The sequence below is a fragment of the Pseudomonas sp. N40(2020) genome (assembly GCF_014472415.1).
Classification (GTDB): Bacteria; Pseudomonadota; Gammaproteobacteria; order Pseudomonadales; family Pseudomonadaceae; genus Aquipseudomonas.
In genome coordinates, this window is record NZ_JACSZV010000029.1 from 26,355 (window position 1) to 53,034 (window position 26,680).

At 60.6% G+C, this 26,680-nt stretch carries 24 protein-coding genes; 15 read left to right on the forward strand and 9 right to left on the reverse strand.

What is annotated here, in order from left to right:
* Positions 1 to 11: 11 nt before the first annotated feature.
* Positions 12 to 749, reverse strand: coding sequence for a TorF family putative porin (locus IAI51_RS18525; RefSeq protein WP_187679791.1), 738 nt, complete (start codon positions 747 to 749; stop codon positions 12 to 14).
* A 90-nt stretch (positions 750 to 839) separates the two neighbouring features.
* The gene (locus tag IAI51_RS18530; protein WP_187679792.1) at positions 840 to 2,582 is read right to left on the reverse strand and encodes an amidohydrolase; all 1,743 of its coding nucleotides are present in this window, start codon (positions 2,580 to 2,582) and stop codon (positions 840 to 842) included.
* A gap of 103 nt (positions 2,583 to 2,685) precedes the next feature.
* On the opposite strand from IAI51_RS18530, the gene IAI51_RS18535 reads away from it, so the two are divergent.
* From IAI51_RS18535 to IAI51_RS18590, 12 genes are all read left to right on the forward strand, one after another.
* Positions 2,686 to 3,603 (forward strand): LysR family transcriptional regulator, encoded by a 918-nt coding sequence (locus tag IAI51_RS18535; protein WP_187679793.1) that lies wholly within the window; start codon positions 2,686 to 2,688, stop codon positions 3,601 to 3,603.
* Between the two features lie 38 nt (positions 3,604 to 3,641).
* Positions 3,642 to 4,259, forward strand: coding sequence for a transcriptional repressor LexA (lexA, locus tag IAI51_RS18540; RefSeq protein WP_187679794.1), 618 nt, complete (start codon positions 3,642 to 3,644; stop codon positions 4,257 to 4,259).
* Positions 4,259 to 4,876: a translesion DNA synthesis-associated protein ImuA gene (gene imuA, locus IAI51_RS18545; protein WP_187679795.1), complete on the forward strand. Its 618-nt coding sequence runs from the start codon at positions 4,259 to 4,261 to the stop codon at positions 4,874 to 4,876. Before lexA ends, imuA begins: the two co-directional genes overlap by 1 nt.
* A 7-nt stretch (positions 4,877 to 4,883) precedes the next feature.
* On the forward strand, positions 4,884 to 6,299 hold the full coding sequence (locus IAI51_RS18550) for a Y-family DNA polymerase (protein ID WP_187679796.1): 1,416 nt from the start codon (positions 4,884 to 4,886) through the stop codon (positions 6,297 to 6,299).
* Positions 6,296 to 9,373, forward strand: a complete 3,078-nt coding sequence (locus IAI51_RS18555; RefSeq protein WP_187679797.1) for an error-prone DNA polymerase — start codon at positions 6,296 to 6,298, stop codon at positions 9,371 to 9,373. Before IAI51_RS18550 ends, IAI51_RS18555 begins: the two co-directional genes overlap by 4 nt.
* A 170-nt stretch (positions 9,374 to 9,543) precedes the next feature.
* Positions 9,544 to 10,230, forward strand: a complete 687-nt coding sequence (locus IAI51_RS18560) for a CsgG/HfaB family protein (protein ID WP_161986630.1) — start codon at positions 9,544 to 9,546, stop codon at positions 10,228 to 10,230.
* 29 nt (positions 10,231 to 10,259) lie between these two features.
* On the forward strand, positions 10,260 to 10,628 hold the full coding sequence (locus IAI51_RS18565) for a DUF4810 domain-containing protein (RefSeq protein ID WP_187679798.1): 369 nt from the start codon (positions 10,260 to 10,262) through the stop codon (positions 10,626 to 10,628).
* Positions 10,625 to 11,284, forward strand: coding sequence for a DUF799 domain-containing protein (locus IAI51_RS18570; RefSeq protein WP_187679799.1), 660 nt, complete (start codon positions 10,625 to 10,627; stop codon positions 11,282 to 11,284). Before IAI51_RS18565 ends, IAI51_RS18570 begins: the two co-directional genes overlap by 4 nt.
* Positions 11,285 to 11,497: 213 nt before the next feature.
* Positions 11,498 to 12,187, forward strand: a complete 690-nt coding sequence (locus IAI51_RS18575) for a GntR family transcriptional regulator (RefSeq protein WP_187679800.1) — start codon at positions 11,498 to 11,500, stop codon at positions 12,185 to 12,187.
* A 134-nt stretch (positions 12,188 to 12,321) separates the two neighbouring features.
* Entirely contained in the window at positions 12,322 to 14,433 is a 2,112-nt protein-coding gene (locus IAI51_RS18580; RefSeq protein WP_187679801.1) for a PAS domain-containing sensor histidine kinase, read from the forward strand.
* Positions 14,434 to 14,462: 29 nt separating this feature from the next.
* On the forward strand, positions 14,463 to 17,096 hold the full coding sequence (locus IAI51_RS18585; RefSeq protein WP_187679802.1) for an excinuclease ABC subunit UvrA: 2,634 nt from the start codon (positions 14,463 to 14,465) through the stop codon (positions 17,094 to 17,096).
* Between the two features lie 122 nt (positions 17,097 to 17,218).
* On the forward strand, positions 17,219 to 17,488 hold the full coding sequence (locus tag IAI51_RS18590) for a hypothetical protein (protein WP_187679803.1): 270 nt from the start codon (positions 17,219 to 17,221) through the stop codon (positions 17,486 to 17,488).
* 63 nt (positions 17,489 to 17,551) lie between these two features.
* On the opposite strand, the gene IAI51_RS18595 is transcribed toward IAI51_RS18590, so the two are convergent.
* Positions 17,552 to 18,073: a DUF4142 domain-containing protein gene (locus IAI51_RS18595; protein WP_187679804.1), complete on the reverse strand. Its 522-nt coding sequence runs from the start codon at positions 18,071 to 18,073 to the stop codon at positions 17,552 to 17,554.
* A gap of 206 nt (positions 18,074 to 18,279) precedes the next feature.
* Here IAI51_RS18595 and IAI51_RS18600 point away from each other — a divergent pair, with 206 nt between their 5' ends.
* Both IAI51_RS18600 and IAI51_RS18605 read left to right on the forward strand, forming a co-directional pair.
* Positions 18,280 to 18,522 (forward strand): DUF465 domain-containing protein, encoded by a 243-nt coding sequence (locus IAI51_RS18600; protein ID WP_187679805.1) that lies wholly within the window; start codon positions 18,280 to 18,282, stop codon positions 18,520 to 18,522.
* A 109-nt stretch (positions 18,523 to 18,631) separates the two neighbouring features.
* Complete coding sequence (locus IAI51_RS18605) at positions 18,632 to 18,796, forward strand: hypothetical protein (protein ID WP_187679806.1); 165 nt, start codon at positions 18,632 to 18,634, stop codon at positions 18,794 to 18,796.
* Between the two features lie 132 nt (positions 18,797 to 18,928).
* Here IAI51_RS18605 and IAI51_RS18610 read toward each other — a convergent pair whose 3' ends face one another.
* The 6 genes from IAI51_RS18610 to IAI51_RS18635 form a co-directional block, all read right to left on the reverse strand.
* Positions 18,929 to 20,005, reverse strand: coding sequence for an SMP-30/gluconolactonase/LRE family protein (locus IAI51_RS18610; protein ID WP_187679807.1), 1,077 nt, complete (start codon positions 20,003 to 20,005; stop codon positions 18,929 to 18,931).
* Positions 20,002 to 21,147, reverse strand: coding sequence for a sterol desaturase/SRPBCC family protein (locus IAI51_RS18615; RefSeq protein WP_187679808.1), 1,146 nt, complete (start codon positions 21,145 to 21,147; stop codon positions 20,002 to 20,004). The genes IAI51_RS18610 and IAI51_RS18615 overlap by 4 nt, the downstream gene beginning before the upstream one ends.
* 112 nt (positions 21,148 to 21,259) lie before the next feature.
* Positions 21,260 to 22,123: a LysR family transcriptional regulator gene (locus IAI51_RS18620; RefSeq protein ID WP_187679828.1), complete on the reverse strand. Its 864-nt coding sequence runs from the start codon at positions 22,121 to 22,123 to the stop codon at positions 21,260 to 21,262.
* A gap of 176 nt (positions 22,124 to 22,299) precedes the next feature.
* A complete protein-coding gene (locus IAI51_RS18625) occupies positions 22,300 to 24,018 on the reverse strand; it encodes an enoyl-CoA hydratase-related protein (RefSeq protein WP_187679809.1) in 1,719 nt (572 codons plus the stop codon).
* 195 nt (positions 24,019 to 24,213) lie between these two features.
* Positions 24,214 to 24,528 carry an SCP2 sterol-binding domain-containing protein gene (locus tag IAI51_RS18630; RefSeq protein ID WP_047598615.1) on the reverse strand — a complete coding sequence of 105 codons (315 nt, stop codon included), beginning with the start codon at positions 24,526 to 24,528 and terminating at the stop codon, positions 24,214 to 24,216.
* Between the two features lie 64 nt (positions 24,529 to 24,592).
* On the reverse strand, positions 24,593 to 25,303 hold the full coding sequence (locus IAI51_RS18635; RefSeq protein WP_187679810.1) for a histidine phosphatase family protein: 711 nt from the start codon (positions 25,301 to 25,303) through the stop codon (positions 24,593 to 24,595).
* Positions 25,304 to 25,507: 204 nt separating this feature from the next.
* On the opposite strand from IAI51_RS18635, the gene sohB reads away from it, so the two are divergent.
* Positions 25,508 to 26,539 (forward strand): protease SohB, encoded by a 1,032-nt coding sequence (gene sohB / locus IAI51_RS18640; protein ID WP_187679811.1) that lies wholly within the window; start codon positions 25,508 to 25,510, stop codon positions 26,537 to 26,539.
* Positions 26,540 to 26,680: the final 141 nt, after the last annotated feature.

Genomic DNA, 26,680 nt, shown 5'->3' on the forward strand with positions numbered 1-26,680 from the left:
AGTGTGGTGTGTCAGAAAGATTTACTGACGCTGGCAACCACAGTCGCGGTGCACACGTCCTTGAATCCCCAGTTGCTCAAGCACTGGGTTTGCGACAGATCGGTGTCGATGTAGCTCAAACCCAGCAGCACTCCGGCCAGATTGTGGGTGACTTTCACTTCCCATTCGCGGTACGACGCTTCGCCATGCCCGGAGGACGAATACACATGCGGATCCTTGAAATCCATATGGCCGTAACGCAACTTCAGGCCCGAATCGAACGGCAGTTCGGTTTCATAGCTGACGTAGCTGTAAAGCGAACTCTGCTGGCTATCGATGCCGGGCGCATCGCTTGAGTAATACGCCGCGAATTTCACCCCGTACACACCGAGAATCCCGTACACCTCACTCTGGTTGAACTGACTTTCCCCGGGATAGGCGTACTTGAGGTAGCCCAGATCAAGGCTGACCTCTTCGGTCGCCTGCCACAGCCAACCGGCGTAGTAATCGACTTCCTGACGGGTTTTCAGACCTGCGCCGAAATCGACGTTCGAGCTCCATGCCCCCATGTAAAGGCCGCTGCTGTGGGCGAGGGTCAAACCGGCCTGCACGGCGGGGTCGTTCTGGGTCTGCGAGATGCCGCGAGTGCGGTAATCGCTGGCCACAGTCAAATCCACCAGCACGGCGAAGTCGTCGTTCAAGGGGATCGCGTGGCTGCTCAAAGGCAGCAGGCTCAAGAAACTCAGGGCGAACAGGGGCAAGGCTTTCATGTGAAGTCCCGATGTTGTGATTGTTATGGGGGCAGGAGGAAAACCTGTAGAAGTTGCCGAAGGCTGCTCCTACAGGGAGGGGCGGTGTTGTTATTGAGCGGCGGTGTAGACCTGACGGCCGCCGAACCAGGTTTGCAGGACCTGGGTGTCATGCAGGGCTTTGTCGTCGACGCTGAACACGTCGCGATCAAGGACGATGAAATCCGCCTGTTTGCCCGGTGTCAGCGAACCGATCTGCTTGTCCAGGCCAATGGTTCGCGCGGCGTTGGCGGTGTAGGCGTAGAACATGGTTTCGCGGTCCAGACGCTCCTCGGCATTGAGCACGCCCAGCGGGCCGACGCGGGTGATGGCCTGGGCCATGGCGTTGAACGGGTTCGGTGACGACACCGGCCAGTCACTGGCGCCGGCAATCGTCGCGCCCTGTTTGAGCAGCGAGTGCGCCGGGTATTGATAACGGAAGGCGAGTGCGCTGACGTAGGGCTTGATCATGTCGGTGGTGTAATCGTCGGCACTGGCCCACAGCAGCTGCATCGAGGCGATCACGTTCAGTGGTTTGAAACGGGCGAATTCTTTCGGGTTGACCATTTGCAAGTGAGTGATCGAGTGCGTCACGCCGCTTTGCCGATCCTGGCGCGCCTGGGCGATGCCGTTCAACGCTTCGCGCACCGCACGGTCGCCGATGGCGTGGATGTGCACTAGCCAACCGCGTTGATCAATGGCGCTGACCAATGCGCCGAAATGCTGCGGGTCGATCAGCAATTCGCCCTGTTTGTGCGAGTTGCTGTACGGGTCGATCATCGCCGCACTTTGCGCCGGGTATTCGATCACCCCGTCAGCGAAGATTTTGATGCCGGGCAGGGTGAGGTTGGGGATGCCCTGAAACTGCTGGCGAACCTTGTCGAGGGTATCGAGATCGGCAGGTACGCTTTTCGAATTGGCCACCAGCAGCGCGGCGACGTGCACGCTCATCTCGCCGCTTTCTGCCAGGGCCTTATAGGCCGGCAGCACGCCGACGGTTTTCTCGGTGGGTTTGAGAGCGAAAACCGGCTCGCCCGGTGCGGCGTTGGCGGCGGGATCCATCCACGCCGTAATGCCGAGGCTGTTGTTGTAGCGCACAGCGGACTTCGCCGCGTTGAGCATGGCGGCGGCTCTTGGCACCGGCATTTTCGAGGCGACCCGATCCCAACCGGCATCGACCAGAAAACCGTTGGGTTCGCCGTTGGCCAGTTTGCCGATCGTATCTTTTTCCGCGTCTGGCAGGCTTTTCAGCAGCGCGGCGTCGATACCTGCGCGTTTGAGCATCACGTTGTTGGCCCACGCGGTGTGGTGGTCGCTGCCGGTGAACACCACCGGCACGTTGGCCCATTCACCGTTGTTGAAGGTTTTGCCCAAGGCTTCAGCCTGCGCCCAATACTTCGAACTCATGCCGGCAATGCTCAGCACATCGCCATGCCTGGCCGTGCCGTCGTCCCGCCAGTTGCGCAGGTTTTTTTCCAGTTCGTCGAGGGCAACGACTTCGTCTTCCATGTTCGCCGAGACCATTTCCAGACCACCGAAAATCGCGTGGGAATGGCTATCGATCAGGCCGGGCATCAGCGCTTTGCCGCCTAGATCGATAACTTTTGTGCCGGGTTCGATCAACGCTTTGATCTGTGCATCCGTGCCGACTTTCAACACTTTGCCGTTCTCCACGGCCAGCGCCTGCACCTTGGGTTGAGCGCGGTCGGCGGTGAAAATCTTGCCGTTTAGCAGCACCAGATCAGCCGCGGCCATGGCTTCCATCGAGGCAAAACTTACTGCAGCGACAAGCAGATTCGGGATGAATCTTTTCATTGAAGATTTCCTTGTTATTGCGTCTGATGGCCAGATTAGTGGCTGGCAACGACCGACAGAACGCCTCCCTCACGAAAAACGTTTTTGCCTGAATGGAAAAAGCATGGACAAGTTGGGTGCATTGAAAATGTTCGTGGTCACCGCGCAACTCGGCAGTTTCAGCCGCGCCGCCGAGCAACTGGGCAAGACGCCGTCGGCGCTGACCAAAGCGGTCAACCACCTGGAAGCCGAACTCGGGGCGCGGCTGTTTGAGCGCAGTACCCGGCGGATTTTGCTCACCGAAATCGGCCGGGTGTATCTGGAAACCGCACGCTTGGTGCTGCAGCGCCTGGAAGAGGCCAGCGAGGAAATCGAGCAACTGCAGCACGGTTTGCGCGGCAGCCTGAAAATCACCGCGCCGCTGGCGTACGGACGGGCGTTTCTCGATCAAGTGTGCGACGGCTTTTTGCAGCAATACCCGCAGATCAGCCTGCAAGTGGATCTGTGCGACGAGTTCGTCAATCTGCTGGAAAGCCGCTACGACCTGGCCTTGCGCGAAGGTCACGATGACTTGCCGGGGCTGATCGCGCGGGTGATCGGCAGCAATCGCCTGGCCCTGTGCGGCAGCCCTGAGTATCTGGCGCGCAAGGGCTTGCCGGTGAATCCGCAAACCCTTGATCAGCATGAATGGCTGCTGTACCGGCACCCGTTGCTCAGCCGTGAATTCTGGTGGGCCGAGCGTGACGGTCAACGCCTGAGCCTGCCGCAACCGGCAACGCCACGCTTGCGCAGTGACAATTACGACTTGCTGCTGGCCAGCGCTTTGGCCGGGCGCGGTTTGCTGCATACGCCGTTGTGGAGTGCCGCGCCTTATATTGCGGACGGGCGACTGGTGCGGGTCATGGCCGAATACGCCATCGATCCGGACAGCTTCGGCCCGCACATTCTCGCGGTGTACCCGAGTCATCGGCGCGCCACAGCGAAAGTCGTGGCGTTTATCGATTACATCGCAGGGTTTCTGGCCGAGCGTGGTTTGAGCTGACTGGCGGTGCTTGTCAGGAAAATCCTACAGGAGTACAAATGTACTCCATGACGAACCTGACTCCCCGCCGTACCGCCATCCTGACCTTTATCCGCGAACGCATCGCCGAACACGGTCAGCCCCCAAGCCTCGCTGAAATCAGCGAGGCTTTTGGTTTTGCCTCGCGCAGCGTGGCGCGCAAGCATGTGCTGGCGCTCACCGAAGCCGGGTTTATCGAGGTCAACCCGCATCAGGCCCGGGGCATTCGCTTGCTCGGGCAACCGGCACGTGCGGAGTTGCTGGAGATTCCTGTACTCGGCCGGGTTGCCGCCGGTGCGCCGATTGGTGCTGATGCCGACATTCATAACCGCCTGATGCTCGACCCGGCGCTGTTCTCCCGCACACCCGATTACATGCTGCGAGTGCAAGGCGACTCGATGATCGAGGACGGCATTCTCGATGGTGATCTGGTCGGTGTGCGGCGCAATCCCGAGGCGCTCAACGGCCAGATCGTCGTGGCGCGGCTCGACGGTGAAGTCACCATCAAGCGTTTCGAGCGCGTCGGCGATGTGGTGCGGCTGTTACCGCGCAACCCGGCGTATCAGCCGATTGTCGTGCGTGACGATCAGGATCTGGCCATCGAAGGGGTGTTCTGCGGTCTGGTGAGGCAAGGCTGATGGGCGCCGTCGTTGCGTTGGATACCCTGTTCAATGGCGGCCAGGTCTGGAAGGGCCGTCCTGCGCCACCGGCCGCCAGCCCACAACCGACCGGGCATGCCGCGCTGGACGCAGCATTGCCCAGCGGTGGCTGGCCGGAAGCGGCATTGAGCGAAATTCTCCTGGCCGGCCCCGGTGTCGGTGAGCTGCAACTGGTGTGGCCGACGCTGGCGCGGTTGTCGGCGGCGGGTGAGCGCATCGTGCTGATAGCGCCACCTTTCGTGCCGTACCCGCAGGCGTGGGAGAACGCCGGGGTCGACCTGCGTCAGTTGTCGGTGATTCAGGCCAGTGAACGCGATGCCTTGTGGGCGGCGGAACAATGCCTGCGTTCAGGCAGTTGCGGCGCCGTGCTGTGCTGGCCGCACAAGGCTGATGACCGCGCGTTGCGGCGTTTGCAGGTGGCGGCGGAAACCGGCCATACCCTGGCCTTTGCGTGGCGCCCCTTGAGCGAAGCGATCAACCCGTCACCGGCAGCGTTGCGCATCGCCATCGATGCAAAACCGGCCCAACTGCGCGTACTCAAGTGCCGTGGCGGACTGGCGCGCGCGGCGCCGATTGCCTTTACCGTGGGTCACTGAGGTCGTCATGCGCTGGGTGTGTATTCTGTTCCCGCAATTGGCCCTCGACGCCGTGTTGCGTCAGCGGCCCGATCCCGATGAGCCGTTGGTGTTGCTCAGCGGCCCGGCCCAGCGTCGGGTGCTGCAAGCGGTCAACCCGGCAGCGCGCAAACTTGGCTTGCGTCCCGGCCAGTCGATGACCGCTGCGCAAGCCCTGAGCAAAGGTTTTGCCACCGCCGATTATGAAGTGGCCGAGGTCGAACACTGGCAGCAGTTTCTGGCCGCGTGGGCCTACCGCTTCAGCGCGCAGGTCAGCGTGCATTACCCGCGCACCGTGGTGTTCGAGATCGAATCGAGCCTGGGCCTGTTCGGTTCCTGGGCTCAGTTCGAGGCGCGGTTGCGCAAGGAACTGACCGATCTGGGTTTTCGTCATCGCATCGTCGCTGCACCCAACCCGGTGGCGGCACGCATTCTGGCCAACGCCTATGACGGACTGGTGGTGCCGGACGGCGAAGCCTTGCAGCATCATCTAGGGCAATTGCCCATCGACCGGGTCGGTCTGGAGCCGGGCGTGGCCACAGCATTGTCGCGCATGGGCCTGCGCAACCTGAGTCAGGTGCAGAGCCTGCCGCGTCAGGCACTGGCCCGACGCTTCGAAGCGCCGATGCTCAAACACCTCGACACCTTGTTTGGCGCGCGGCCGCTGGCGCTGGCGTTCTACCTGCCGCCGGATCGTTTCGATGTGCGCATCGAGCTCAATTTCGATGTGCAATCCCATCAGGCGCTGCTGTTCCCTTTACGACGCTTGACCGGCGATCTGTCGGCGTTTCTGTGTGGGCGCGACAGCGGCGTGCAGCGTTTCGACCTGCATCTGGAACACGCCGGGTTGCCGGACACCTTGATCAAGGTCGGCCTGCTCAGCGCCGAACGCGACCCGGCGATGCTCTTCGAACTGGCCCGTGGACGGCTGGAACAGGTGCAGGTTGAGGCGCCAGTGCGCGGTTTCCGTCTGCGTGCCGAAGATCTGCCGAGTTTTGTGCCGCAGTTTCAGGAGCTGTTCGATGACCGTCCGCAACAAACCTTGCCCTGGGAGCAACTGCGCGAACGCCTGCGCGCACGGCTCGGCGATGACGCGGTGCAGGGCCTGCGCTTTCAGGCGGATCATCGGCCCGAGTGCGCGTGGCAAAACGGCGTCGACAAACAACGTTGCGCCGGTTTGCCGAGTGTCTACCGCCCGGGCTGGTTGCTCGGTGAACCGCAGAGCGTGGCGCAAGGTTCGGCACGCATCCTCATGGGCCCGGAGCGCATCGAATCAGGCTGGTGGGACGGTGACGATGTACGCCGCGATTACTACCTGATCCAGAACCGCGCCGGTCAGCAAGGCTGGGCCTATCGGGCGGTGGGCGAGGGCGGTCCGCTGTGGCTGCAGGGCTGGTTCGGATGAACGATGGCTACGCCGAACTGCATTGCCTGTCGAACTTCAGTTTCCAGCGCGGTGCGTCCAGTGCGCTGGAGTTGTTCCAGCGGGCGAAAAAGCACGGCTATCAGGCGCTGGCGATCACCGACGAATGCACGCTGGCGGGGATTGTCCGGGCCTGGCAAGCGGCGAAATCCGTTGAATTGCCGCTGATTATCGGCAGCGAGATTCGCATCGACAACGGCCCGAAACTGGTGCTGCTGGTGGAGAACCTTGAGGGGTATCAGGCGCTGTGCGGCTTGATCACCCGCGCCCGGCGGCGCACGCAAAAGGGCCAGTATCAGGTGCTGCGCGAGGACTTCAACGAAGCGCTGCCCGGGTTGTTGGTGTTGTGGGTGCCGGACTCGCTGGATGAGATGGAAGAAGGCCGCTGGCTAAAGCAAACCTTCGGCGAACGGCTGTGGCTGGCGGTGCAGTTGCATCGCGGGCAGGACGATCAGCGGCGGTTGGCGGCGTTGTCGAGTCTGGCGGGTGAGTTGGGGATTCCTGCCGTGGCCAGTGGTGATGTACACATGCATGCCCGAGGCCGACGCGCCTTGCAGGACACCATGACTGCGATTCGTCATCACGTCCCGGTGGCGGAAGCCGGATTGCGCCTGCACCCCAATGGCGAGCGGCATTTGCGCAGTGTCGAGGTGTTGCGCGAACTGTATCCGCCGGCCTTGCTGGAGGCGTCGGTGAGTCTGGCCCGGCGCTGCACCTTTGATCTGGGCCAGTTGCGTTATCAATATCCCAAAGAGCTGGTGCAGGAGGGGCACTGCGTCAGTTCCTGGTTGCGCCACCTGACCGAAGAAGGCATCGCCTGGCGCTGGCCGAAAGGGCCACAGGCGAAAGTGCTCAAGCAGATCGACGATGAGCTGGAGTTGATCGCCGAACTCGGCTACGAAAGCTACTTCCTCACCGTGCATGACGTGGTGCGCTTCGCTCGCGAGCAGCACATTCTCTGTCAGGGCCGTGGTTCGGCGGCCAACTCGGCGGTGTGCTTTGCCTTGGGCATCACCGAAATCGACCCGGATCGCACCACGTTGCTGTTCGAACGCTTCATGTCGAAAGAGCGCAACGAGCCGCCGGATATCGACGTCGACTTCGAGCACGAACGCCGCGAGGAAGTCCTGCAATACGTGTTTCGCCGTTACGGCCGTCATCGCGCAGCGCTGACAGCGGTGGTCAGCACTTATCACGCCGCCGGTGCAGTGCGCGATGTGGCCAAGGCGTTGGGCCTGCCGCCGGATCAGATCAACGCCTTGGCCGATTGCTGCGGCCATTGGAGCGATGAAACACCGCCAGTGGCACGCCTGCTTGAGGGCGGGTTCGACCCCGACAGCCCGGTGCTGCGCCGGGTGTTGAGCCTGACCGGGCAACTGATCGGTTTCCCCCGGCACCTGTCGCAGCACCCCGGTGGTTTTGTGATTTCCGAGCAACCGCTGGACAGTCTGGTGCCGGTGGAAAACGCCGCCATGGCCGACCGCACGATCATTCAGTGGGACAAGGACGATCTCGATGCGGTCGGGCTGCTCAAGGTCGATATCCTGGCGCTGGGCATGCTCAGCGCGATTCGCCGCTGTTTCGATCTGCTGCGCCGTCATCGCCATCTGGATCTGACACTGGCGACGATTCCGGCCGAAGACAAACCGACCTACGAGATGATCAGCCGCGCCGACACCATCGGCGTGTTCCAGATCGAGTCCCGCGCACAGATGTCGATGCTGCCGCGCCTGAGACCGGCGAAGTTCTACGATCTGGTGATTGAGGTGGCCATCGTCCGGCCGGGTCCGATTCAGGGCGGTATGGTCCATCCGTACCTGCGCCGGCGGAACAAGGAAGAGCCGGAAACCTATCCGTCGCCAGAACTCAAGGTCGTACTGGAAAGAACCCTCGGTGTGCCGCTGTTTCAGGAACAAGTAATGCAGATCGCCATCGTCGCTGCCGACTACAGCCCCGGCGAGGCCGATCAGTTGCGCCGTTCCATGGCTGCGTGGAAGCGTCACGGCGGGCTTGAACCGCACAAGGAGCGACTCGCCGCCGGCATGAAGAAAAACGGCTACACGCCGGAGTTCGCCGCGCAGATTTTCGAGCAGATCAAAGGCTTCGGCAGCTACGGTTTTCCCGAATCCCACGCGGCCAGTTTCGCCTTGCTGACCTACGCCAGTTGCTGGCTCAAGTGCCACGAACCGGCGGCGTTCGCCTGCGCGCTGATCAACAGTTGGCCGATGGGCTTCTACAGCCCCGACCAGATTCTTCAGGACGCCCGTCGGCATCAGCTGCAGATCCGCCCGGTGGACGTGCGCGCCAGTGACTGGGATTGCAGCCTGGAACCGATCAGCGGCGCACAACCGGCGATTCGCATGGGGCTGCGCATGATCAAGGGTTTTCGCGAGGACGATGCCCGACGCATTGAAGCGGCGCGGATGCGCGGGGCATTTGCCGATGTTGCCGATTTGGGCGAGCGGGCCGCACTCGACAGTCGGGCGCAGGCGCTGCTGGCAGATTCCGGAGCGTTGCGCGGCCTGGCCGGTCATCGGCATCGGGCGCGCTGGGAGGTGGCCGGGGTGCAGAAACAGCTGGGTTTGTTTGCCGGGTTGCCGAGCCAGGAAGAGCCTGACGTGGTGCTACCCAAGCCCAGTGTCGGTGAAGATCTGCACGCCGATTACACGACGGTCGGCACCACCCTGGGGCCGCATCCGTTGGCGTTGTTGCGCGACGAACTGAAGGCGCGGCGTTGCCGCAGTTCAAAAGAGTTGCTCGACGTTGAGCATGGTCGCCCGGTCAGCATTGCCGGACTGGTGACAGGCCGGCAACGACCGGGTACTGCCAGCGGCGTGACGTTTGTCACCCTGGAAGACGAGTTCGGCAACGTCAATGTGGTGGTCTGGCGCGACCTGGCCGAGCGTCAGCGCCAGGTACTGGTCGGCTCGCAATTGCTCAAGGTCGATGGCCGCTGGGAGCGCGAGGGCGACGTGCGCCACTTGATCGCCGGCCGCCTGAGCGACCTGAGTCCGCTGCTCAACGGCATCCGCGTGCAGAGCCGCGATTTCCACTGACACCACAAAATTCTCTGTCTGATCGTTCCCAGAGCAGCCAATCCATTGGCGTCAAAAAAAACCTGTTATCAATGATGGCACTTTGTCATAATGCCGCCCCTTTTCAGCCCCCCACCGCGTTGCTGTGCCGGGACACCCCCCGTTTTTCAAGAAGGAAATACTCAGTGAGAATGATCTCCCGGATGCTGGTTTCAGGCGTTGCGATTGCTGTGCTGGGCACAATCGCCGGCACGCTCGCTGGTTGCGCGACCGAAAGCTCCCGCGCGCTGCCGGTAGCCAAGGTTGAAAGCGCCACGCAAGTCTGGACTGGCGTTCGCGTGCCGATGGCCGTGGGCAAGTTCGATAACCGCTCCAGCTATATGCGCGGGATCTTCTCCGACGGCGTCGACCGTCTCGGTGGTCAGGCCAAGACCATCCTGATCACGCACTTGCAGCAGACCAACCGTTTCTCCGTGCTGGATCGCGACAACATGGGCGAAATCCAGCAGGAAGCGGCGATCAAGGGCCAGGCCCAACGCCTCAAGGGCGCTGATTATGTGGTCACCGGTGATGTCACCGAGTTTGGCCGCAAAGAGACTGGCGACCACCAGTTGTTCGGCATTCTTGGTCGCGGCAAAACTCAAGTGGCCTACGCCAAGGTCAACCTGAACATCGTCAACATCAGCACTTCGGAAGTGGTGTATTCGACCCAGGGCGCCGGCGAGTACGCCTTGTCCAATCGCGAAATCATCGGCTTCGGCGGCACCGCTGCCTACGACTCCACCCTCAACGGCAAAGTCCTGGATCTGGCCATGCGCGAGGCGATCAATCGTCTGGTTGATGGCATGAACGCCGGTGCCTGGAAACCGGGCAACTGATCGACGCCCATTGCAAGGAGCAACAACCCATGAATTTGACTCTGTCGCGGTCGCTGATGACCCTGACGCTGGCCGCCAGCGCCTTGCTGGCGGGTTGCGCCGGCCCGCAAACCCTGTACCAGTGGGAAGGCTACGAACCCCAGGTCTACGAGTATTTCAAAAGCGAAACACCGAAAGAAGCCCAGGCTGAAGCACTGGAAGCCGACCTGCAGAAGATCCGCTCCACGGGTAAGGCCGTGCCACCGGGTTACCACGCGCACCTCGGTCTGCTGTACCTGAGCATGGGTAAGGACGATCAGATGGTGCAGCAGTTCCGTACCGAAAAGACCCTGTTTCCCGAGTCCGGCACGTACATGGATTTCCTGCTTAAAAACGCCAAGACCGGAGACGCCAAATGATCCCGCGTGCAGTGAAACTGCTGGTGGGCGTGCTGGCACTGACCCTTCTGGGTGGCTGCGTAAAACCCAAGACCGTGGATTACTCGGCGTATAAACAAGCGCGTCCGAAGACCATTCTGGTGCTGCCGCCGCTGAACACCTCGCCGGACGTCAAGGCCTCCTACAGCCTGTTGTCGCAAGTGACGTTTCCGCTGGCCGAGGCCGGTTATTACGTGTTGCCGATCGCGCTGGTTGACGAGACGTTCCGCCAGAACGGCCTGACCACGCCGGATGATATCCACCAGGCACCGCCCGACAAACTGAAGGAAATCTTCGGCGCGGATGCGGCGCTGTACATCACCGTGACCGAGTACGGTACGCGTTACATGGTGATCAGCAGCGAAACCGCAGTGACCGCTACCGCCAGACTGGTCGATCTGAAATCCGGCACCACGCTGTGGACCGGTTCGGCGCGGGCCTCGAGCGAAGAGGGTAACAACGGTAACGCGGGTGGCCTGATCGGCATGCTGATTACCGCAGCGGTGAAGCAGATCATCAACAGTTCTACCGACGCCGGTTATCCGATTGCCGGTGTCGCCAGCAATCGTCTGTTGTCGGCCGGACATCCGGCGGGCCTGCTGTACGGGCCACGTTCGCCGAAATACGGCACGGACTGACAGCGAAGATAAAAAGATCGCAGCCTGCGGTCGCTTCTTGTAAATACATTTGCGAGAAGCGGCAACAGGCTGCGATTTTTTTTGCCTGAACACTTCTCGACTTTCTTCGATATCGACTTGCAATCAAGACCCTGCATCTTGCGGCCGAAGGCGATATCCTGCGCGACAGTTCATGCGCCACGGCAACGTTGCCAGCACGGAAGGAGCTTTCGAGTGACCGAGAAGAAACCGGAAACCACCGTCGACCGCGTCTACCAAGGGGTTTACGAGGCGATCAGCAAGCGTTCGCTGCGTCCGGGGATGAAACTGGGCGAGGCTTCGCTGGCGGAGTTGTTTAATGTCAGCCGCACGTCGGTGCGCGCCGCGCTCAAGCATTTGGAGGCCGACGGACTGGTGACTACCGAGCCCAATAAAGGCGCATCGGTTTCGTTGCCCAGTAACGAAGAGATTCGTTCGCTGTTTGAAACCCGGCGCCTGATCGAGATCGGCATTGTCACCGAGCTATGCCGACGCAAAGACATCGCCGCCATGCAGGTCCTGCGCGAACACTTGCTGCTGGAAGATCAAGCCCATGAGGCCGGCGATCACGAGCGACTGATCTACCTGCTCGGCGAGTTCCACCTCAAGCTTGCCCGCAGCCTGAATAATCCGGTGCTGCTCGACTGGTTCCAGAAGCTGATTTCCCGCGCCTCGCTGTACATTGCCGCACTGGATGACGACAGCCACGAAGCCTGCCGCGACAATGAGCACCTGCGCTTGATCGAGTACATCGAGGCCGGCAATCAGAGCGCCGCCATCGAACTGACCTGCGTGCACCTGAACGGTATCGAGAAGGCCATTCTCGACGTCGCCGCCAAAATGAAAACTGGCTACCATCCGCTCAAACATCTGATCGGTGTTTAAACCTGAACGGCGTCTGAAATCGGCTATACATCTAATGAAACCAATACGCTCGGCGATGCTCGAAACAGACGGGCATCGCGTCCTTACGGCGTCGCGGTTTATCGGGCAATCAGCACAGGACACCGAGTCAACCGATGCAGTTTTTATCCGACAGCCACGGTTGTGACGGTTGGAAAGGCGAAATGGCCGGGCGCATTTGTGCGTTCGACTGGAGCCAGACTGACCTGGGGCCGCTGGATACCTGGCCCACCAGCTTGCGCAGCGCCGTGCAGATGCTGCTTGCTTCGCCGTTGCCGATGGTCATGCTGTGGGGGCGCGCTGGCTACATGATCTACAACGACGGTTATTCGGAGTTCGCGGGTGGCCGGCATCCCTACCTGTTGGGTTCACCGGTGGAACTGGGCTGGCCGGAAGTCGCCGAGTTCAACCGGCATGTGGTGGATACGTGTCTGGCCGGTGGCACCTTGTCTTACCGCAACAAGGAACTGGTATTACTGCGCGATGGCGTGCCCGAAGACGTCTGGATGGATCTGTATTACAACCCCGTACCCGACGACACGGGCGCGCCTGCCGGTGTGATGGCGACGGTGGTGGAAACCACTGAACGGGTGGTTGCCGAACAGCTGCGTCAGGCCGCCGAAGATGCCTACCGCGCCGATAACGAACGGGTGCGTCTGGCATTGAATGCCGGCGCCTTGCTCGGCTCGTTTGTCTGGGATGTGAAAAGCGACACGATGTCGGCAGACGAACGTTTCGCCCGGACGTTCTCTTATCCACCGAACCAGGATCTGAGCAACCTGGCGCAAGACGTCGCTCGCTCGCGCATCCACCCCGATGACTTGCCCTGGGTGAAGGAGCGGGTCGTCCATTCAATGCAGACCGGTGAGCCCTACAACGCCGAATACCGTGCACAGCGCAGCGACGGCAGTTATCTGTGGGTCTTGGCCAGCGGTGCCTGCGAGTTCAATGAACAGGGCGAACCGTTTCGTTTTCCCGGTGTGTTGATCGACATCCACGAGCGCAAGATCGCCGAAGAGTCGCTGCTCAAATTCACCCGCAACCTTGAACAACGGGTGGCCAGTGAAGTGGGGGCGCGGCTGGCCGCCGAGGAGCAATTGCGTCAGTCGCAGAAGCTCGAAGCGATCGGCGGACTGACTGGCGGCGTGGCCCATGACTTCAATAACCTGTTGCAAGTGATCGCCGGCAACCTGCACTTGCTGGCACGCCATGAACCGGACAATGCCAACGTGCAACGGCGCGTCAGTGCCTCGCTGGCGGCAGTCGAGCGCGGTGCCAAGCTGTCCTCGCAATTGCTTGCGTTTGCCCGGCGTCAGCCGCTATCACCGGCAGTGTGCAATCCGCAGCAGATCTTCGACGGCGTGGGTGAGTTATTGCAACGGGCGTTGGGCGAAACCATTCAGATCGATATGCAGTTGCCGCAAGAACCGTGGCACATCAACGTCGACCGCAATCAACTGGAAAACGCGATTCTCAACCTGGCGATCAACGCCCGGGACGCGATGCAGGGTGAGGGCACCATTGTCCTCAGCGCCCTCAATACCCGACTCGACAGCACGTTTTGCGCCGGTAAAGGCATCTGCGCAGGCGATTTCGTGCGGGTGGCGGTCAGCGATACCGGTCCAGGCATTCCGCCGCAGATGCTGGAGCAGGTGTTTGAACCGTTCTTCACCACCAAGGCCGACGGCCAGGGCACCGGGCTGGGCCTGAGCATGGTGTTTGGTTTCGTCAAACAAAGTGGCGGACACGTCGAGATCGACAGTACCCTCGGCGAGGGCACGCGGGTGCAGCTGTATTTCCCGCGCAGCCTGCGGCCGATCCGCGAAGAGTCACCGAGCATCGACAATCATCAGAAAGGTGGTCACGAGACGATTCTGGTGGTCGAGGACAACGACGCGGTGCGCACCTCGGCCGTCGAGTTGTTGCGTGAAGAAGGTTACCGGGTGTTGACCGCAGGCAACGGCGATGCGGCCATGCAGATGCTGCTGGAGGGCGTCGATGTCGATCTGATTTTCACCGACGTGGTCATGCCGGGGCTGATCAAGAGTTCCGATCTGGCCGGGTGGGCCAAGGTGCAGGCACCACAGGTGGCAGTGCTGTTCACCTCCGGGCACACCCGAGACATCATTTCGCGCAATCACCAACTCAGCCCCGACACACATTTGCTGGGCAAACCCTATGGCCCCGAAGCGCTATTGCAGATGATTCGTGCGGTGCTTAACGACTGAGCTGAAAACTCCCTCACCAAGGCAGGCTGATGACTTCCAAACGCACCTCCAAAGCACCCGCCGGTATGGTTCGGGTGCGTGGCGCCCGTGAGCACAATCTGAAGAACGTCGACGTCGACATCCCCCGCGATGCGCTGGTGGTGTTCACCGGCGTGTCCGGTTCGGGCAAGTCGTCGCTGGCGTTTTCCACCTTGTATGCCGAAGCGCAGCGCCGCTATTTCGAGTCAGTTGCGCCGTACGCGCGACGGCTGATCGATCAGGTGGGTGTGCCGGATGTCTATTCTATTGAAGGCTTGCCGCCCGCCGTGGCCCTGCAACAGCAGCGCGGTACGCCGAGCACACGCTCGTCGGTGGGCAGCGTGACCACGTTGTCGAGTCTGATCCGCATGCTTTATTCCCGCGCCGGCAGTTATCCGCCGGGTCAGGCGATGTTGTACGCCGAGGACTTTTCACCGAACACCCCGCAGGGCGCCTGTCCGGAGTGTCATGGGCTGGGCCGGGTGTATGAAGTCACCGAAGCACTGATGGTGCCTGATCCAGACCTGACCATCCGCCAACGGGCGGTCGCTTCCTGGCCGTTGGCTTGGCAGGGGCAGAACCTGCGCGACATCCTCGTGACCATGGGCATCGATGTCGATATCCCGTGGCGCAAGCTGCCGAAAAAGCAACGCGACTGGATTCTCTTTACCGAAGAAACCCCGACCGTGCCGGTGTATGCCGGGCTGACGCCAGAAGAAACCCGCGTCGCCCTCAAGCGCAAAATGGAACCGAGTTATCAGGGCACGTTCACCGGTGCCCGTCGCTACATCCTGCACACGTTCACCCACTCGCAAAGTGCGCTGATGAAGAAGCGCGTTTCGCGGTTCATGCTCGGCAGCCCTTGTCCGCTGTGCGATGGCAAACGCCTGAAGCGCGAAGCGTTGTCAGTGACGTTTGCCGGCTACGACATCGGTGAACTGTCGCAGATGCCGTTGCTGCAAGTCGCCGAAGTATTGAAACCGGTGGCGGCGGCCAGTTACCTGGAACACGCCGAAGAAAGCGGCGAAACCTTGAGCCATGCGCAGACCCGCGAAGCACGCCAGCAACGCGTCGTCCACGGTGCGAGCGGCCATGCCGGCGCGCCGGATGTGCGCCACACGCCGAACCTGTCGCTGGAAAAGCGGCTGGCGGCGCAGCGCATTGCCGAAGACCTGCTGGAGCGGGTCAGTACGCTGACCGATCTGGGGCTGGGTTATCTGGCGCTGGAGCGCAGCACGCCGACCTTATCGTCCGGTGAATTGCAGCGTTTGCGCCTGGCCACACAATTGGGTTCGCAGTTGTTTGGCGTGATCTACGTGCTCGACGAACCGTCCGCCGGGCTGCATCCCGCTGATGGCGAGGCGCTGTTCGAAGCCTTGCAGCGTTTGAAGGCCGACGGCAACACGCTGTTTGTGGTCGAGCATGATCTGGAAACCATGCGCCGCGCCGACTGGTTGATCGACGTTGGCCCGGCGGCGGGCGAGAAGGGTGGGCAGGTACTGTACAGCGGCCCGCCAGCGGGTCTGGCCGACATCGAGCAATCGCAGACCCGCGCTTATCTGTTCGCTGAGCAGCAGCGTCCGACACGAGCGGCGCGCAAGCCATCGGGCTGGCTGAAACTCGATGGCATCAGCCGCAATAACCTGAGTCATCTCAGCGCCGAATTTCCTTTGGGTTGCTTCACCTCGGTGACCGGCGTGTCCGGTTCCGGCAAGTCGAGTCTGGTCAGTCAGGCCTTGCTGGAATTGGTCGGCGCGCAACTGGGGCGGCCGAGCGTTGATGCCGAACCTGAAGAACTCAGCCTTGAGGATGACGCGCCGCAGGTCAGCAGCGGTCAGGTCGTCGCCGGGCTGGAGTCGATCAAGCGCCTGGTGCAGGTCGATCAAAAGCCCATCGGCCGCACGCCACGCTCCAATCTGGCGACCTACACCGGTCTGTTCGACAACGTGCGCAAGCTGTTCGCCGCGACGCCCCAGGCGCAGGCGGCCGGTTATGACGCCGGGCAGTTTTCCTTCAACGTCGCCAAGGGCCGTTGCCCGACGTGCGAAGGAGAGGGTTTTGTCAGCGTCGAGTTGTTGTTTATGCCCAGCGTGTATGCGCCGTGCCCGACCTGTCATGGCGCGCGTTACAACCCGCAGACCCTGGCGATTCTCTGGGAAGGCTTGAGCATTGTCCAAGTGCTGCAATTGACGGTCGATGAAGCGGTGACGGTGTTTGCCGGACAGCCGGGTATTCGTCGTTCGCTGGAGGTGCTGCGTGATATCGGCCTCGGTTATCTGCGGCTGGGGCAACCGGCCACGGAACTGTCCGGCGGCGAGGCGCAGCGGATCAAACTGGCCACCGAACTGCAGCGCAACCAGCGCGGCGCGACCTTGTATGTGCTGGATGAACCGACCACCGGCCTGCATCCACGGGATGTCGATCGATTACTGGAACAGCTCGATACGCTGGTGACAGCGGGGCACACGGTGATCGTGGTCGAGCATGAAATGCGCGTGGTCGCCCAGAGTGACTGGGTGATCGACATCGGCCCGGGGGCGGGGGATCAGGGCGGCAAGATTGTTGTGGCGGGTACACCGCAGAAAGTCGCTGCGAGTAAAAAGAGCCGGACAGCGCCGTTTCTGGCCCGGGCCTTGACCCGATAATCGCGGCGCGTCGATGGGCACGGCTGGCGAGTGCGATGTTTTGAACGTTGGCGCGGCGCCGGCTTCGAACTTTCAAGGCCCGACTGGTTTCAGTCGCGCTGGCTTTGAACAACGAGGTGCTTATGAGCGAGCAACAGCAAAATCAGTCGGGGCAGCCGATCAATCGCAATGATCCGGCCATCGATCCGCAAGTGCCGGGGCAACCGGCACCGACGCAACCTGCACAACGCCAGGGTGATACGGAGCAGGCGCAAAGTGCTGATCCGGCGGTGGATCAGAAGAACCAGCACACCGACAACGACAACGAGTTCAGCCCGGGTTTCAAGCCTGAGCCGGATCGTGCGAAACCGGGTGAGGAGACGGATGCAGATATAGACACGGATGGGGGTTAATCAGGGTCGCAAATAACGAGGCCGCATCCATTGGATGCGGCCTCGTTATTTGCAGCCGATCATTTATTTGCTCGGATGCTTGGCTTGCAGTTCCTTCGCCGCTGCCAGATGTTTTTCCAGCGCCGGCAGCATTTTCTGGGCGAACGCTTTCAGCTCAGTCGCGCCTTTGACCTTGTCATCCGTCACGGTGTTGGCCTGCTTCTTGAACAACTCGATGGTATCTTCGTGAGCCTTCACCTGATTGTTGGCGTAGGCCGCGTCGAAGGACTCGTCGCGCATGTCGAGGATTTTCTCTTTGGCCTGCTTGACCAGCGTGGTGGTGTCCGGCACCTCGATGTCATGGGCCTTGGCAATCGTCGCCAGTTCATCATTGGCGTTGCCGTGATCGGTGATCATCATAGTGGCGAATGCCTTGATGTCGGCCGATTGGCTTTTTTCCAGGGCGAGGCGGCTGGTTTCGATTTCAGCAATGCCACCGGCAGCGGCGTTATCGACGAAGTTGTTGTCGGTGGCAGCGAAGGCGCTGCTCATGCCAGTGCTCAAAGCGACAGCCAGTACCAGATGACGCAGCTTGAATCCGTCCATTTGTGTATCTCCACGCAGTTTGTTGTGAGCGTTATGCAGTGGAGGCAGGGCGACGGACAAAGGTTTTATCGCATTTGCGACAGGGCGACGAACGGCCACCGCTGGTCTGACAGGTGGTCGACAGAACGGCTCAACCGAGGCCATTCTGGTAACTGGCCAGCGCAATCGGTCGCGTTGGCCACCCGATCAACTGATGGAGGTGTTCCATGCCGGTTCCCCATGACCTGTTACAGGACTTGAAGATTGCAAAGGAAGAGATCCAGCACAAACGCTCCAACGATCCGTTACTGGATTCATTGATCAACAAGTATGCCGAAGCTGATGCCGAAGTGGTCAAGGCCGAAACCGCCCAGTCGGATGCCCCCAGTGACGACGCACTGAAGAAACTCAAAGAGAAGCGCTTGCAGGTCAAAGACAAGATCGTCCAGCAGTTACAGGCGAAAGCCTGACCCCTGATTAACCTGCCGACCTACGGTTGCAGATTGACTGGAACGACGGCCACGCCCGGCACCTCGAATGTTCAGAGTCTTCCATCATCGACTCTTTGCGAGGTGCCTTATGAACGATCCCAAATTCCCCAGTGAAGAGCAGGGCGCATTCGACCCGGTTCCGACCCATCCCGAGCCTAATAGCCCGGCGCACACCACCGCATTCCCTGAAGAGCCGGTTGAAGAACTGCCGGAGGATGAAGACCCCGACAAGTTCGATAAATCCTCAAATTGACAGACCGCCATCGCGAGCAAGCTCGCTCCCACATTTATTAGGTCGTCCGCAATATCTGCGAACGACAAATATTCCTGTGGGAGCTGGCTTGCTAGCGATGGCTTCCGTCAATCCAGCGCAAATTCAGCAGGCTTACTTCAGGGCTTCAGTCAGTGGCAACCGCGCCATATGCGTCGCCTTGAGCGATCCGAAATACAACCAGTCCCCATACTCGCGCACCGTGGTGATCGGCGAATAATTGCCGCTGCTGGCATCCTGCAAATTGGCAATCACCTTGCCCTCAAGATCCAGCCCCAACACAAATCCGCGCTTTTCCACCGGTTTGGGGAGTACGGTCAACGCCCGCACGATCATCTTGCGTACGAACGGATATCCGGCGGTGCCATCCAGTAACGCATTGCGCGGTGCATAGAGGGCCACCCAAAAGCGGTTGCTGCCATTGAACGCCAGGTTGTCCGGCAGCCCCGGCAAATTGTCGATGAACACGTCGTGGGTGCCAGCCTTCGGCCCGGTCAGCCAGAAGCGACTGATGCGGTAGGCGCCGGTCTCGTTGACCAGCACGTAGGCGTCATCCGGGCCGAGGGTTACACCGTTGGCGAACTCCAGTTTGTCCAGCAGTACGCTGGTTTTGCCAGTCTGGAAGTCATAGCGCAGCAGACGGCCGTCGCCGCCGTGCTCGATGATTGCCTCGCCGTCATGGCCATAACCCCAACGACTGGAGGCATCGCTGAAATAGGCGTAATGCCCGGACTTGTCGATCGCCACGTCGTCGGTGAAACCAAATTCAAGGTCGTTGGCAGCGGTGGTCAAGGGAATCAACTGGCCTTGAGCATCCAGCGAGAGCAAGCCTTTGACCCCGTCGGCGATCACCAGCAACCCGTTGGGATGCCGCGCCAGCCCCAACGGTCTACCGCCGGTATCAGCCAGAACTTTGCGCGTCTTGCCGTCGAGACTGGTGCGGATCAGGCGCCCGTCATGCAGCCCGGTGATCAGGAAATCACTCTCCAGCAGCAGCGCTTCCGGGCCTTCGATATCACTCGGCCCCACCTGTTCGGTCGCTTTGAGACGCTGGTTGTCGGCATAGACGCCTTCACTGAGGGAGGGCGCCGACGCCGGTTTCCACGCGACCGGTTCCACCCGGGTGGGCATCAGCAGCAGATACGCGATGACGACAACAATCAGCAGCAATAAAAACCGCCGCCACCTCATGCGCTGGCCCTCACGGACGCCAGATGCTGTGCCGCTCTATCGCGCAACGCGAGCATCGATGCCGCCGACTCCCGCTCGATGCGGCGTTTGAGCAATAACTGATTGGCAATGCGCATGCCCAAACCGTCGAAGCGATAATCAAGCGTGCGCACAAACCGTGTGCCGTTGCCTTCAGCCGAGCACTCGTAGGTCAACAGCAACGACAAACCGTGATCGCCTTGCGCTCGCGCGCACCAGCGTCGGCCGGGCAGGTACTCGGTGACTTCCCAACTGAGGTGACCGGCACGTCCGCCGGCATGAATATCTTCTTCAAACCGTGACCCGGCGTGCAACGGGCCTTGCGCGCCGTCGATCTTTAATGAAGACGGGTGCCACTCGGGCCAGTGGCTGACACTGGCGGCATAGGCGAGCACGGCAATCGGGTCGCCGGCGATATCGATCGTGTGCTGCATGCGGGTCATGGGCATTCTCGAATAGCTCGAAGGAGAGGTTTCCGGCTCCCAGTACAGGGTGCCGAACAGGTAGTCCATCAGTGGCAGGACGATATTGAAATTGCGCTCCTGCATGCGCTCGCGACGGTGATGCAGTTCGTGCAAACGCCGCATCTGGCGAATCCACGGCAGGCGCGTCAGCGGGTTGTCTGGCGGCAGGTGTTCAGCGGCGTGAAACACCTCGTAGGCCAGATAACCCAGGACCATGCAGCCGCCAAACAACCCGGCAACATTGGCGTTGACCTGCGCGAAAAGCCACCACAACGGCAGAGTGATGACCAGCGTGTGAATCACGATCAACCACGCCGGGAACAGAATCACTCGCCAATCCCGGGCGCTGTCGTAAGTCATGTGGCCGGGGGTGAAGAAGCTGTGATGGTCGCCCGCATGCCGAGCGTAGAACATTTTTGCGAAAGCTTTTTTATGGTGGCCGAGGTGGCGATGGACCATGTACACGCCAAAGTTGAACAACAACAGCGTCAGCGGCACGGTCAGCCATTCCAGCCAACCGACCTGTTGCACGGTGCTCCAGAACGCACCGATGGCCAACACACCGAACAGCAGCACGAAGACGCCGTGCAGCCACGGGTTGTAAAACGGATGGATCGCCGCGCGATAGCGGCTGCGAAATGCCTCGGTGGTCTGCCTCACTGCGTTCACCTGTGGGTATTGTTGTTATACCCGGCAGATTAGCCGATCCCGCCGTTTGTGCAGCCCAGACCTTGAGGCCACATGCGCCATGCTGCGCGGCAAATCGGTAGCGTCAGCTCAACGGGTTCCAGCGTTGTGACCAGTCGTCATCGGTGCGGATCACTTCGCGCAGCAGGTTGAAGGCTTGCTGCAGCGTCGCCGAGTCGCGATCGCGCGAGTACACCAGATAGGTCGGATAGCCGAATTCAGGGGCTTTGGTCACCGGTTCCAGTGCGCCGCTTTCCAGATAGGTGCGCACTACGCGCGTACGGAAGTAGCCGCTGCCGCCATTTTCGAGGATGTATTGCAGGGCCAGCGGGCCGAGATTGAAACTCAGTGCGGCTTTGGCTTTTTCCGGCAGAGCGGCATCATGCTGGCGGCGGAAGTCCGGCCCCCAGTCGATGTAAACGTACGGATCGGGCCGATCCGGCGCACGCACCAGAATCAGTTTTTCTTCCAGCACCTGCTCGACCTGCAATCCCGGCCAGTATTCCGGTTGATAGACCAATGCGGCGTCGAGCACACCGAGTTCGAGTTGGCGCAGCAGGTTTTCGCCATCGCGGATTTCCATGCGCAGGGCATGGCCGGGGATTTTCTCGCGCAATTGGGCCGCCCAACTGAGCATCAACGGGTTGCACAGGCTGACTTCACCGCCGATGTGCAGCACGTTGTGATAACCCTCGGGCAGCGGTAAATCGCGGCGGGCGGCTTCCCAGGTCTGCACCAGTTGATTGGCGTAGACCACGAACGCTTCGCCATTGGGCGTCAATTTCGCCCCGGCGCGATTGCGCACAAACAAGGTACTGCCCAACTGACTTTCGAGCTTTTGCACCCGGGCGGTGATCGCCGTTTGCGTGACGAACAACTTCTGCGCAGCAGCGGCGAGACTGCCGTGGCGGACGATTTCGAGGAAGGTGCGGGCGAGGTCGATGTCCATGGGCGGGCCGGTGTTTGAGGTGGCGAGCATTGTAAGTGCAGCCTCCGTACCGCGTCATCGTTCATCGCTGGCAAGCCAGCTCCCACAGGTTTCGTCATCTCACACAAAATTGTGAGCACCATTGAAGCCTGTGGGAGTCTGGCTTGCCAGTGATGGGCCGTGATGGACGCTGAAGATCAGCCGATCAACTCAGCCTCCCGCACCCGCGCCCAATCCTCCACCAGCCGCGCCGGGGTGCCACACGCCTTGCGCTTGTAGACAAAATTGCGGCATTTCTCGGCAAACCCGTTGCGGTTGTAAAGCATGTCTTCCTGCATTTCCTGCAACTCGCTTTCGCGGCATTGCTGGATCAGCACTTGATCAATCCGTGACTTGCGTTCACGCACAGCGGCGTAAGTCGGATCGCTCAAAACGCTGTTGGCCCGTTGCAGTAACCACAACGAAAAATCATCAGGGCAACGCGGTCCGATTTCCTGAACCATGCCCAGTTGCAGCGCCTGGCTGGCACTCACCGGCAGACACGCTTGAGCCAACTGCTCAGCCATTGCCGGGCCGACGGCGCGGGGCAGGCTGTACGTCCAGTATTCCGAGCCATACAGGCCCATGCTTTTGTAATGCGGATTGAGCACGATATCGGCCCGGGCAAACACGATATCGGCAGCCAGAGCGAGCATCACACCACCGGCGCCGGCGCTGCCCGCCACCCCGCTGACCACCAGTTGCCGCGCACTGAGCAGCTCTTCACAGACGTCATCGATCGCCTGAATATTCGCCCAGGCTTCAGCGCCCGGATCCTGCGCGGCCTGAATCACATTCAAATGCACACCGTTGGAAAAGCTCCCGCGCCCACCCTTGATCAGCAACACCTGAGTGTCGCGGGACTTGGCCCAGCGCAACGCTTCAACCATGCGCCGGCATTGCTCGGTGCTCATGGCGCCGTTGTAGAACTCGAAGGTCAGCTCGCCGACATGCCCGGACTCGCGGTAGCGAATCGGCTGATACGCCTCGTCGCTGAACGGCTGACTGGCAATCGACCAGTCCAGCGTCGGCACATCGACCAATTGCCCGGCCAGCACGTGCCGCGCCGGTTGCTTGAAGGTCTCTTCGCCGGGCTGCGGTTTGCGCCGCAGCGAGCCGATCCACACACTCTGATCACCAGCCGCGACCAGCACCGCATCGTCATGCATCGCGAGAATTTCGCCGGGCATGCCAGTGCGCGAGTCCAGGTGCGCGTCGTACAGGTAATACTGCCCGCCGGCCAGGCTTGCCAGCACGCCGGGCTGGCCGTCCGCCGCGTCTATGCTGCGTTTGATGAAGCGTGCGCAATCGTGCCAGCTGAAGCTGCGATCAACCTGCTTCATGTTCGGCTGCAAACGCCCGCGTACTGTCGGGTCGGTGTAGTCCAGCACCACTGGCACGAAGCCTTCAACGAATTTTTCCACCACTTCGCGAATACAGCGAATGGCCGCATCACTGACCCGACCGTTGTACAACTCGGATTTGCGCAATCCGGGCGGCAGATTGAATTCGCAAGTAGCCCAGACCGGCCCGGCGTCCATTTCCTCGACCGCTTGCAGCGCCGTCACGCCCCAGCGTGTCAGCTCGTTGGTGATCGCCCAGTCCAGCGCACTGGCGCCACGATCGCCGATGATTCCGGGATGAATGATCACCACCGGACGTTCGGTGTTGCTCCACAGTGCTTGCGGTACGCGGTCTTTGAGAAAAGGGCAGATCACCAGATCGGCGCCGCTGTGTTCAATCTGCTCGCACACTGAGGCCTCGTCGGTAAACACCACGACACTGGGCGAATGCCCAGCTTCACGCAGGTCCAGCCAGGCACGTTGGGTCAGGCCGTTAAACGCCGACGACAGCAGAATGATGTTGAGTGGTCGCATGAAAGTTCTTCCTTGAATGGGATCAGCCGCAGGCTCCCGGTGAGCCTTCCCTGGCCTTCGATGGAGCCGGAAGATTAATCAGTGACCGCTCGCACACCAGTGATCGAGATCAACGTTGTGTCAGCCAATTTCCCTGGCGCTCAAACGCAAAATCCCGCCACAAGGGCGGGATTTGTTTGAAGCTGAACTGCAGTCTTACGAAGGGAACAGCTCGGACAGTTTCATGGCCAGCATCATGTCGCCTTCAGCGCGCAGTTTGCCGCCCATGAACGCTTGCATGCCGTCGGTCGAACCGTCGACGATGCCTTCCAGGGTTTCGCCGTCCATGACCAGAGTGACCTGGGCGTCCGGGTTCTCGCCTTCTTTCAGCTCGCAGGTGCTGTCTTTGACGATCAGCGAGAAGTTTTTGGTCTCGTCGATGCGGAAACCGAAGACCAGATCCAGACCGGCAGCAGCGGCTGGGTTGAACTTGGCTTTCATTGCTTGTACGGCATCAGCTACGGAGGTCATGGTTCGATCCTTTCTTGGGTAATAAGAGCTGGTTGATTACAGCAAGGGTCACAGTAATCCGGACTCAGCGAAAAGTGATGAGTTCCGGGGCCTTCAACAGTTGCAGATGGGCATGACTGTTGAAGGAGGCCAACGCCACCTCGCGACCGCGGAATTTCAACTGGTTGAGCGAGGTGTTGACGATTTGCCAGTTCAGTTCAAAGGCCTGTTTCGCAGGCATTTGCGTAATGAGGTGGAGCAGGGCAGTGATGGTGCCACCGGACGTGAACACGGCGATTTTCTGGTTTTTCTCTGCTTGTTCGAGAATTCGGTGCAATCCGGCCTGGACTCTTGCGACAAAACCCAGCCAGCTTTCCAGCCCCGGGGTGTCGTAAGTGCCAGCCAGCCAGCGCTCGATGATCAGGGCGAAAATGCGCTGGAATTCAGTGCGGTTTTGCGCGGCGTTGCGCAGGATGTCGAGGGCTTCCGGCTCGTCCGGGAGCATCGCCGGGAGCAGGGCGCGGATCACCGCGTCGGCATCGAATTCGTTGAACGCGGAATCGGTTTCCAGGGTTGGCACCGACAGGCCTTTTGCGGTGAATTGCTCCAGCGCACTGGTAGCCGTGTGCTGCTGGCGGCGCAGGTCACCGCAGAGGCAGCGATCGAAGCTGATCCCCAGTTCGGCGAGGTGTTGACCGAGGATTTCTGCCTGGCGCACACCGGTCGGCGACAGGACGTCATAGTCGTCTGCACCAAAGGAGGCCTGGCCATGTCGAATCAAGTAGATGCTGCCCACGTCCGCGTCATCCCGGTACGTTGAAGGTTTGGCGAGGTTATGAGGATGATGGAGAGCTGTCAATGAAAAAACATACGCTTGTTTGAAATGCCCGTTACAGGCGTGTTGCCAGAGGTTTCACGGCTGGCCGAGGAGCCAGCGCATGGGTATGCTGGAGCCATCCCGCGTGTGTGTTACATCCACGCATCGTTTTAAGGAGTCTCTGTGGAGTTTTTGTCCGAATACGCCAGCTTCCTGGCCAAGACCGTCACTCTGGTGATCGCCATTCTGGTGGTGCTCGCCAGTTTTGCCGCATTGCGCAGCAAGGGTCGGCGCAAGTCGGCGGGCCAGTTGCAGGTCAGCAAGCTCAATGATTTCTATAAAGGCCTGCGTGAGCGCCTGGAGCAAACCCTGCTCGACAAGGATCAGCTCAAAGCCTTGCGCAAGAGCGAGGCCAAGACCGAAAAAAGCGAGAAGAAACAGAAGAAAAAGCCTGAGGTTAAACCACGGGTGTTTGTGCTGGATTTCGACGGCGACATCAAAGCCTCGGCCACCGAGAGTCTGCGTCATGAGATCACTGCGCTGCTGACCCTCGCCACACCAAAGGACGAAGTCGTCCTGCGTCTGGAAAGCGGCGGTGGCATGGTGCACAGCTATGGACTGGCTTCGTCGCAACTGGCGCGAATCCGCGAAGCCGGCGTGCCGCTGACCGTGTGCATCGACAAGGTCGCGGCGAGCGGCGGCTACATGATGGCGTGCATCGGCGAAAAGATTATCAGCGCGCCGTTCGCGATTCTCGGCTCGATTGGCGTGGTCGCGCAATTGCCCAACGTCAACCGCTTGCTGAAAAAACACGACATCGATTTCGAAGTGCTGACCGCCGGTGAATACAAACGCACTCTGACGGTATTTGGCGAAAACACCGAGAAAGGCCGCGAGAAATTCCAGGAAGACCTCGACATTACCCATCAACTGTTCAAGAACTTCGTTGCCCGCTACCGCCCGCAACTGGCTATCGATGACGTGGCGACCGGCGAAGTCTGGCTCGGCGTCGCGGCGCTGGACAAGCAATTGGTCGATGAGCTCAAGACCAGCGATGAATACCTCGCGCAAAAAGCCAAGCAGGCCGAGGTCTATCACCTGCATTACGCCGAGCGCAAAAGCCTGCAGGAACGCATTGGCATGGCGGCCAGCGGTTCGGTCGATCGCGTGCTGTTGAGCTGGTGGAGTCGACTGACCCAGCAACGCTTCTGGTAAGCCGCACCTTCGGCACCAGCAAACAAAAAAACCGCGGACTACCGCGGTTTTTTTTCGTCTCCAGACACGTGTTTTCCATGTACTTGGCGAAATGTCCTAGGCGACCTGTCGATCCGTCCGACTGACGCCTGAATCAGGACT

Excerpts from the sequence above, each read along its gene's own strand:
- IAI51_RS18525 (WP_187679791.1), bottom strand. The coding sequence starts at position 749 with ATGAAAGCCTTGCCCCTGTTCGCCCTGAGTTTCTTGAGCCTGCTGCCT.
- IAI51_RS18530 (WP_187679792.1), bottom strand. The coding sequence starts at position 2,582 with ATGAAAAGATTCATCCCGAATCTGCTTGTCGCTGCAGTAAGTTTTGCC.
- IAI51_RS18535 (WP_187679793.1), top strand. The coding sequence starts at position 2,686 with ATGGACAAGTTGGGTGCATTGAAAATGTTCGTGGTCACCGCGCAACTC.
- lexA (WP_187679794.1), top strand. The coding sequence starts at position 3,642 with ATGTACTCCATGACGAACCTGACTCCCCGCCGTACCGCCATCCTGACC.
- imuA (WP_187679795.1), top strand. The coding sequence starts at position 4,259 with ATGGGCGCCGTCGTTGCGTTGGATACCCTGTTCAATGGCGGCCAGGTC.
- IAI51_RS18550 (WP_187679796.1), top strand. The coding sequence starts at position 4,884 with ATGCGCTGGGTGTGTATTCTGTTCCCGCAATTGGCCCTCGACGCCGTG.
- IAI51_RS18555 (WP_187679797.1), top strand. The coding sequence starts at position 6,296 with ATGAACGATGGCTACGCCGAACTGCATTGCCTGTCGAACTTCAGTTTC.
- IAI51_RS18560 (WP_161986630.1), top strand. The coding sequence starts at position 9,544 with ATGATCTCCCGGATGCTGGTTTCAGGCGTTGCGATTGCTGTGCTGGGC.
- IAI51_RS18565 (WP_187679798.1), top strand. The coding sequence starts at position 10,260 with ATGAATTTGACTCTGTCGCGGTCGCTGATGACCCTGACGCTGGCCGCC.
- IAI51_RS18570 (WP_187679799.1), top strand. The coding sequence starts at position 10,625 with ATGATCCCGCGTGCAGTGAAACTGCTGGTGGGCGTGCTGGCACTGACC.
- IAI51_RS18580 (WP_187679801.1), top strand. The coding sequence starts at position 12,322 with ATGCAGTTTTTATCCGACAGCCACGGTTGTGACGGTTGGAAAGGCGAA.
- IAI51_RS18585 (WP_187679802.1), top strand. The coding sequence starts at position 14,463 with ATGACTTCCAAACGCACCTCCAAAGCACCCGCCGGTATGGTTCGGGTG.
- IAI51_RS18590 (WP_187679803.1), top strand. The coding sequence starts at position 17,219 with ATGAGCGAGCAACAGCAAAATCAGTCGGGGCAGCCGATCAATCGCAAT.
- IAI51_RS18595 (WP_187679804.1), bottom strand. The coding sequence starts at position 18,073 with ATGGACGGATTCAAGCTGCGTCATCTGGTACTGGCTGTCGCTTTGAGC.
- IAI51_RS18600 (WP_187679805.1), top strand. The coding sequence starts at position 18,280 with ATGCCGGTTCCCCATGACCTGTTACAGGACTTGAAGATTGCAAAGGAA.
- IAI51_RS18605 (WP_187679806.1), top strand. The coding sequence starts at position 18,632 with ATGAACGATCCCAAATTCCCCAGTGAAGAGCAGGGCGCATTCGACCCG.
- IAI51_RS18610 (WP_187679807.1), bottom strand. The coding sequence starts at position 20,005 with ATGAGGTGGCGGCGGTTTTTATTGCTGCTGATTGTTGTCGTCATCGCG.
- IAI51_RS18620 (WP_187679828.1), bottom strand. The coding sequence starts at position 22,123 with ATGGACATCGACCTCGCCCGCACCTTCCTCGAAATCGTCCGCCACGGC.
- IAI51_RS18625 (WP_187679809.1), bottom strand. The coding sequence starts at position 24,018 with ATGCGACCACTCAACATCATTCTGCTGTCGTCGGCGTTTAACGGCCTG.
- IAI51_RS18630 (WP_047598615.1), bottom strand. The coding sequence starts at position 24,528 with ATGACCTCCGTAGCTGATGCCGTACAAGCAATGAAAGCCAAGTTCAAC.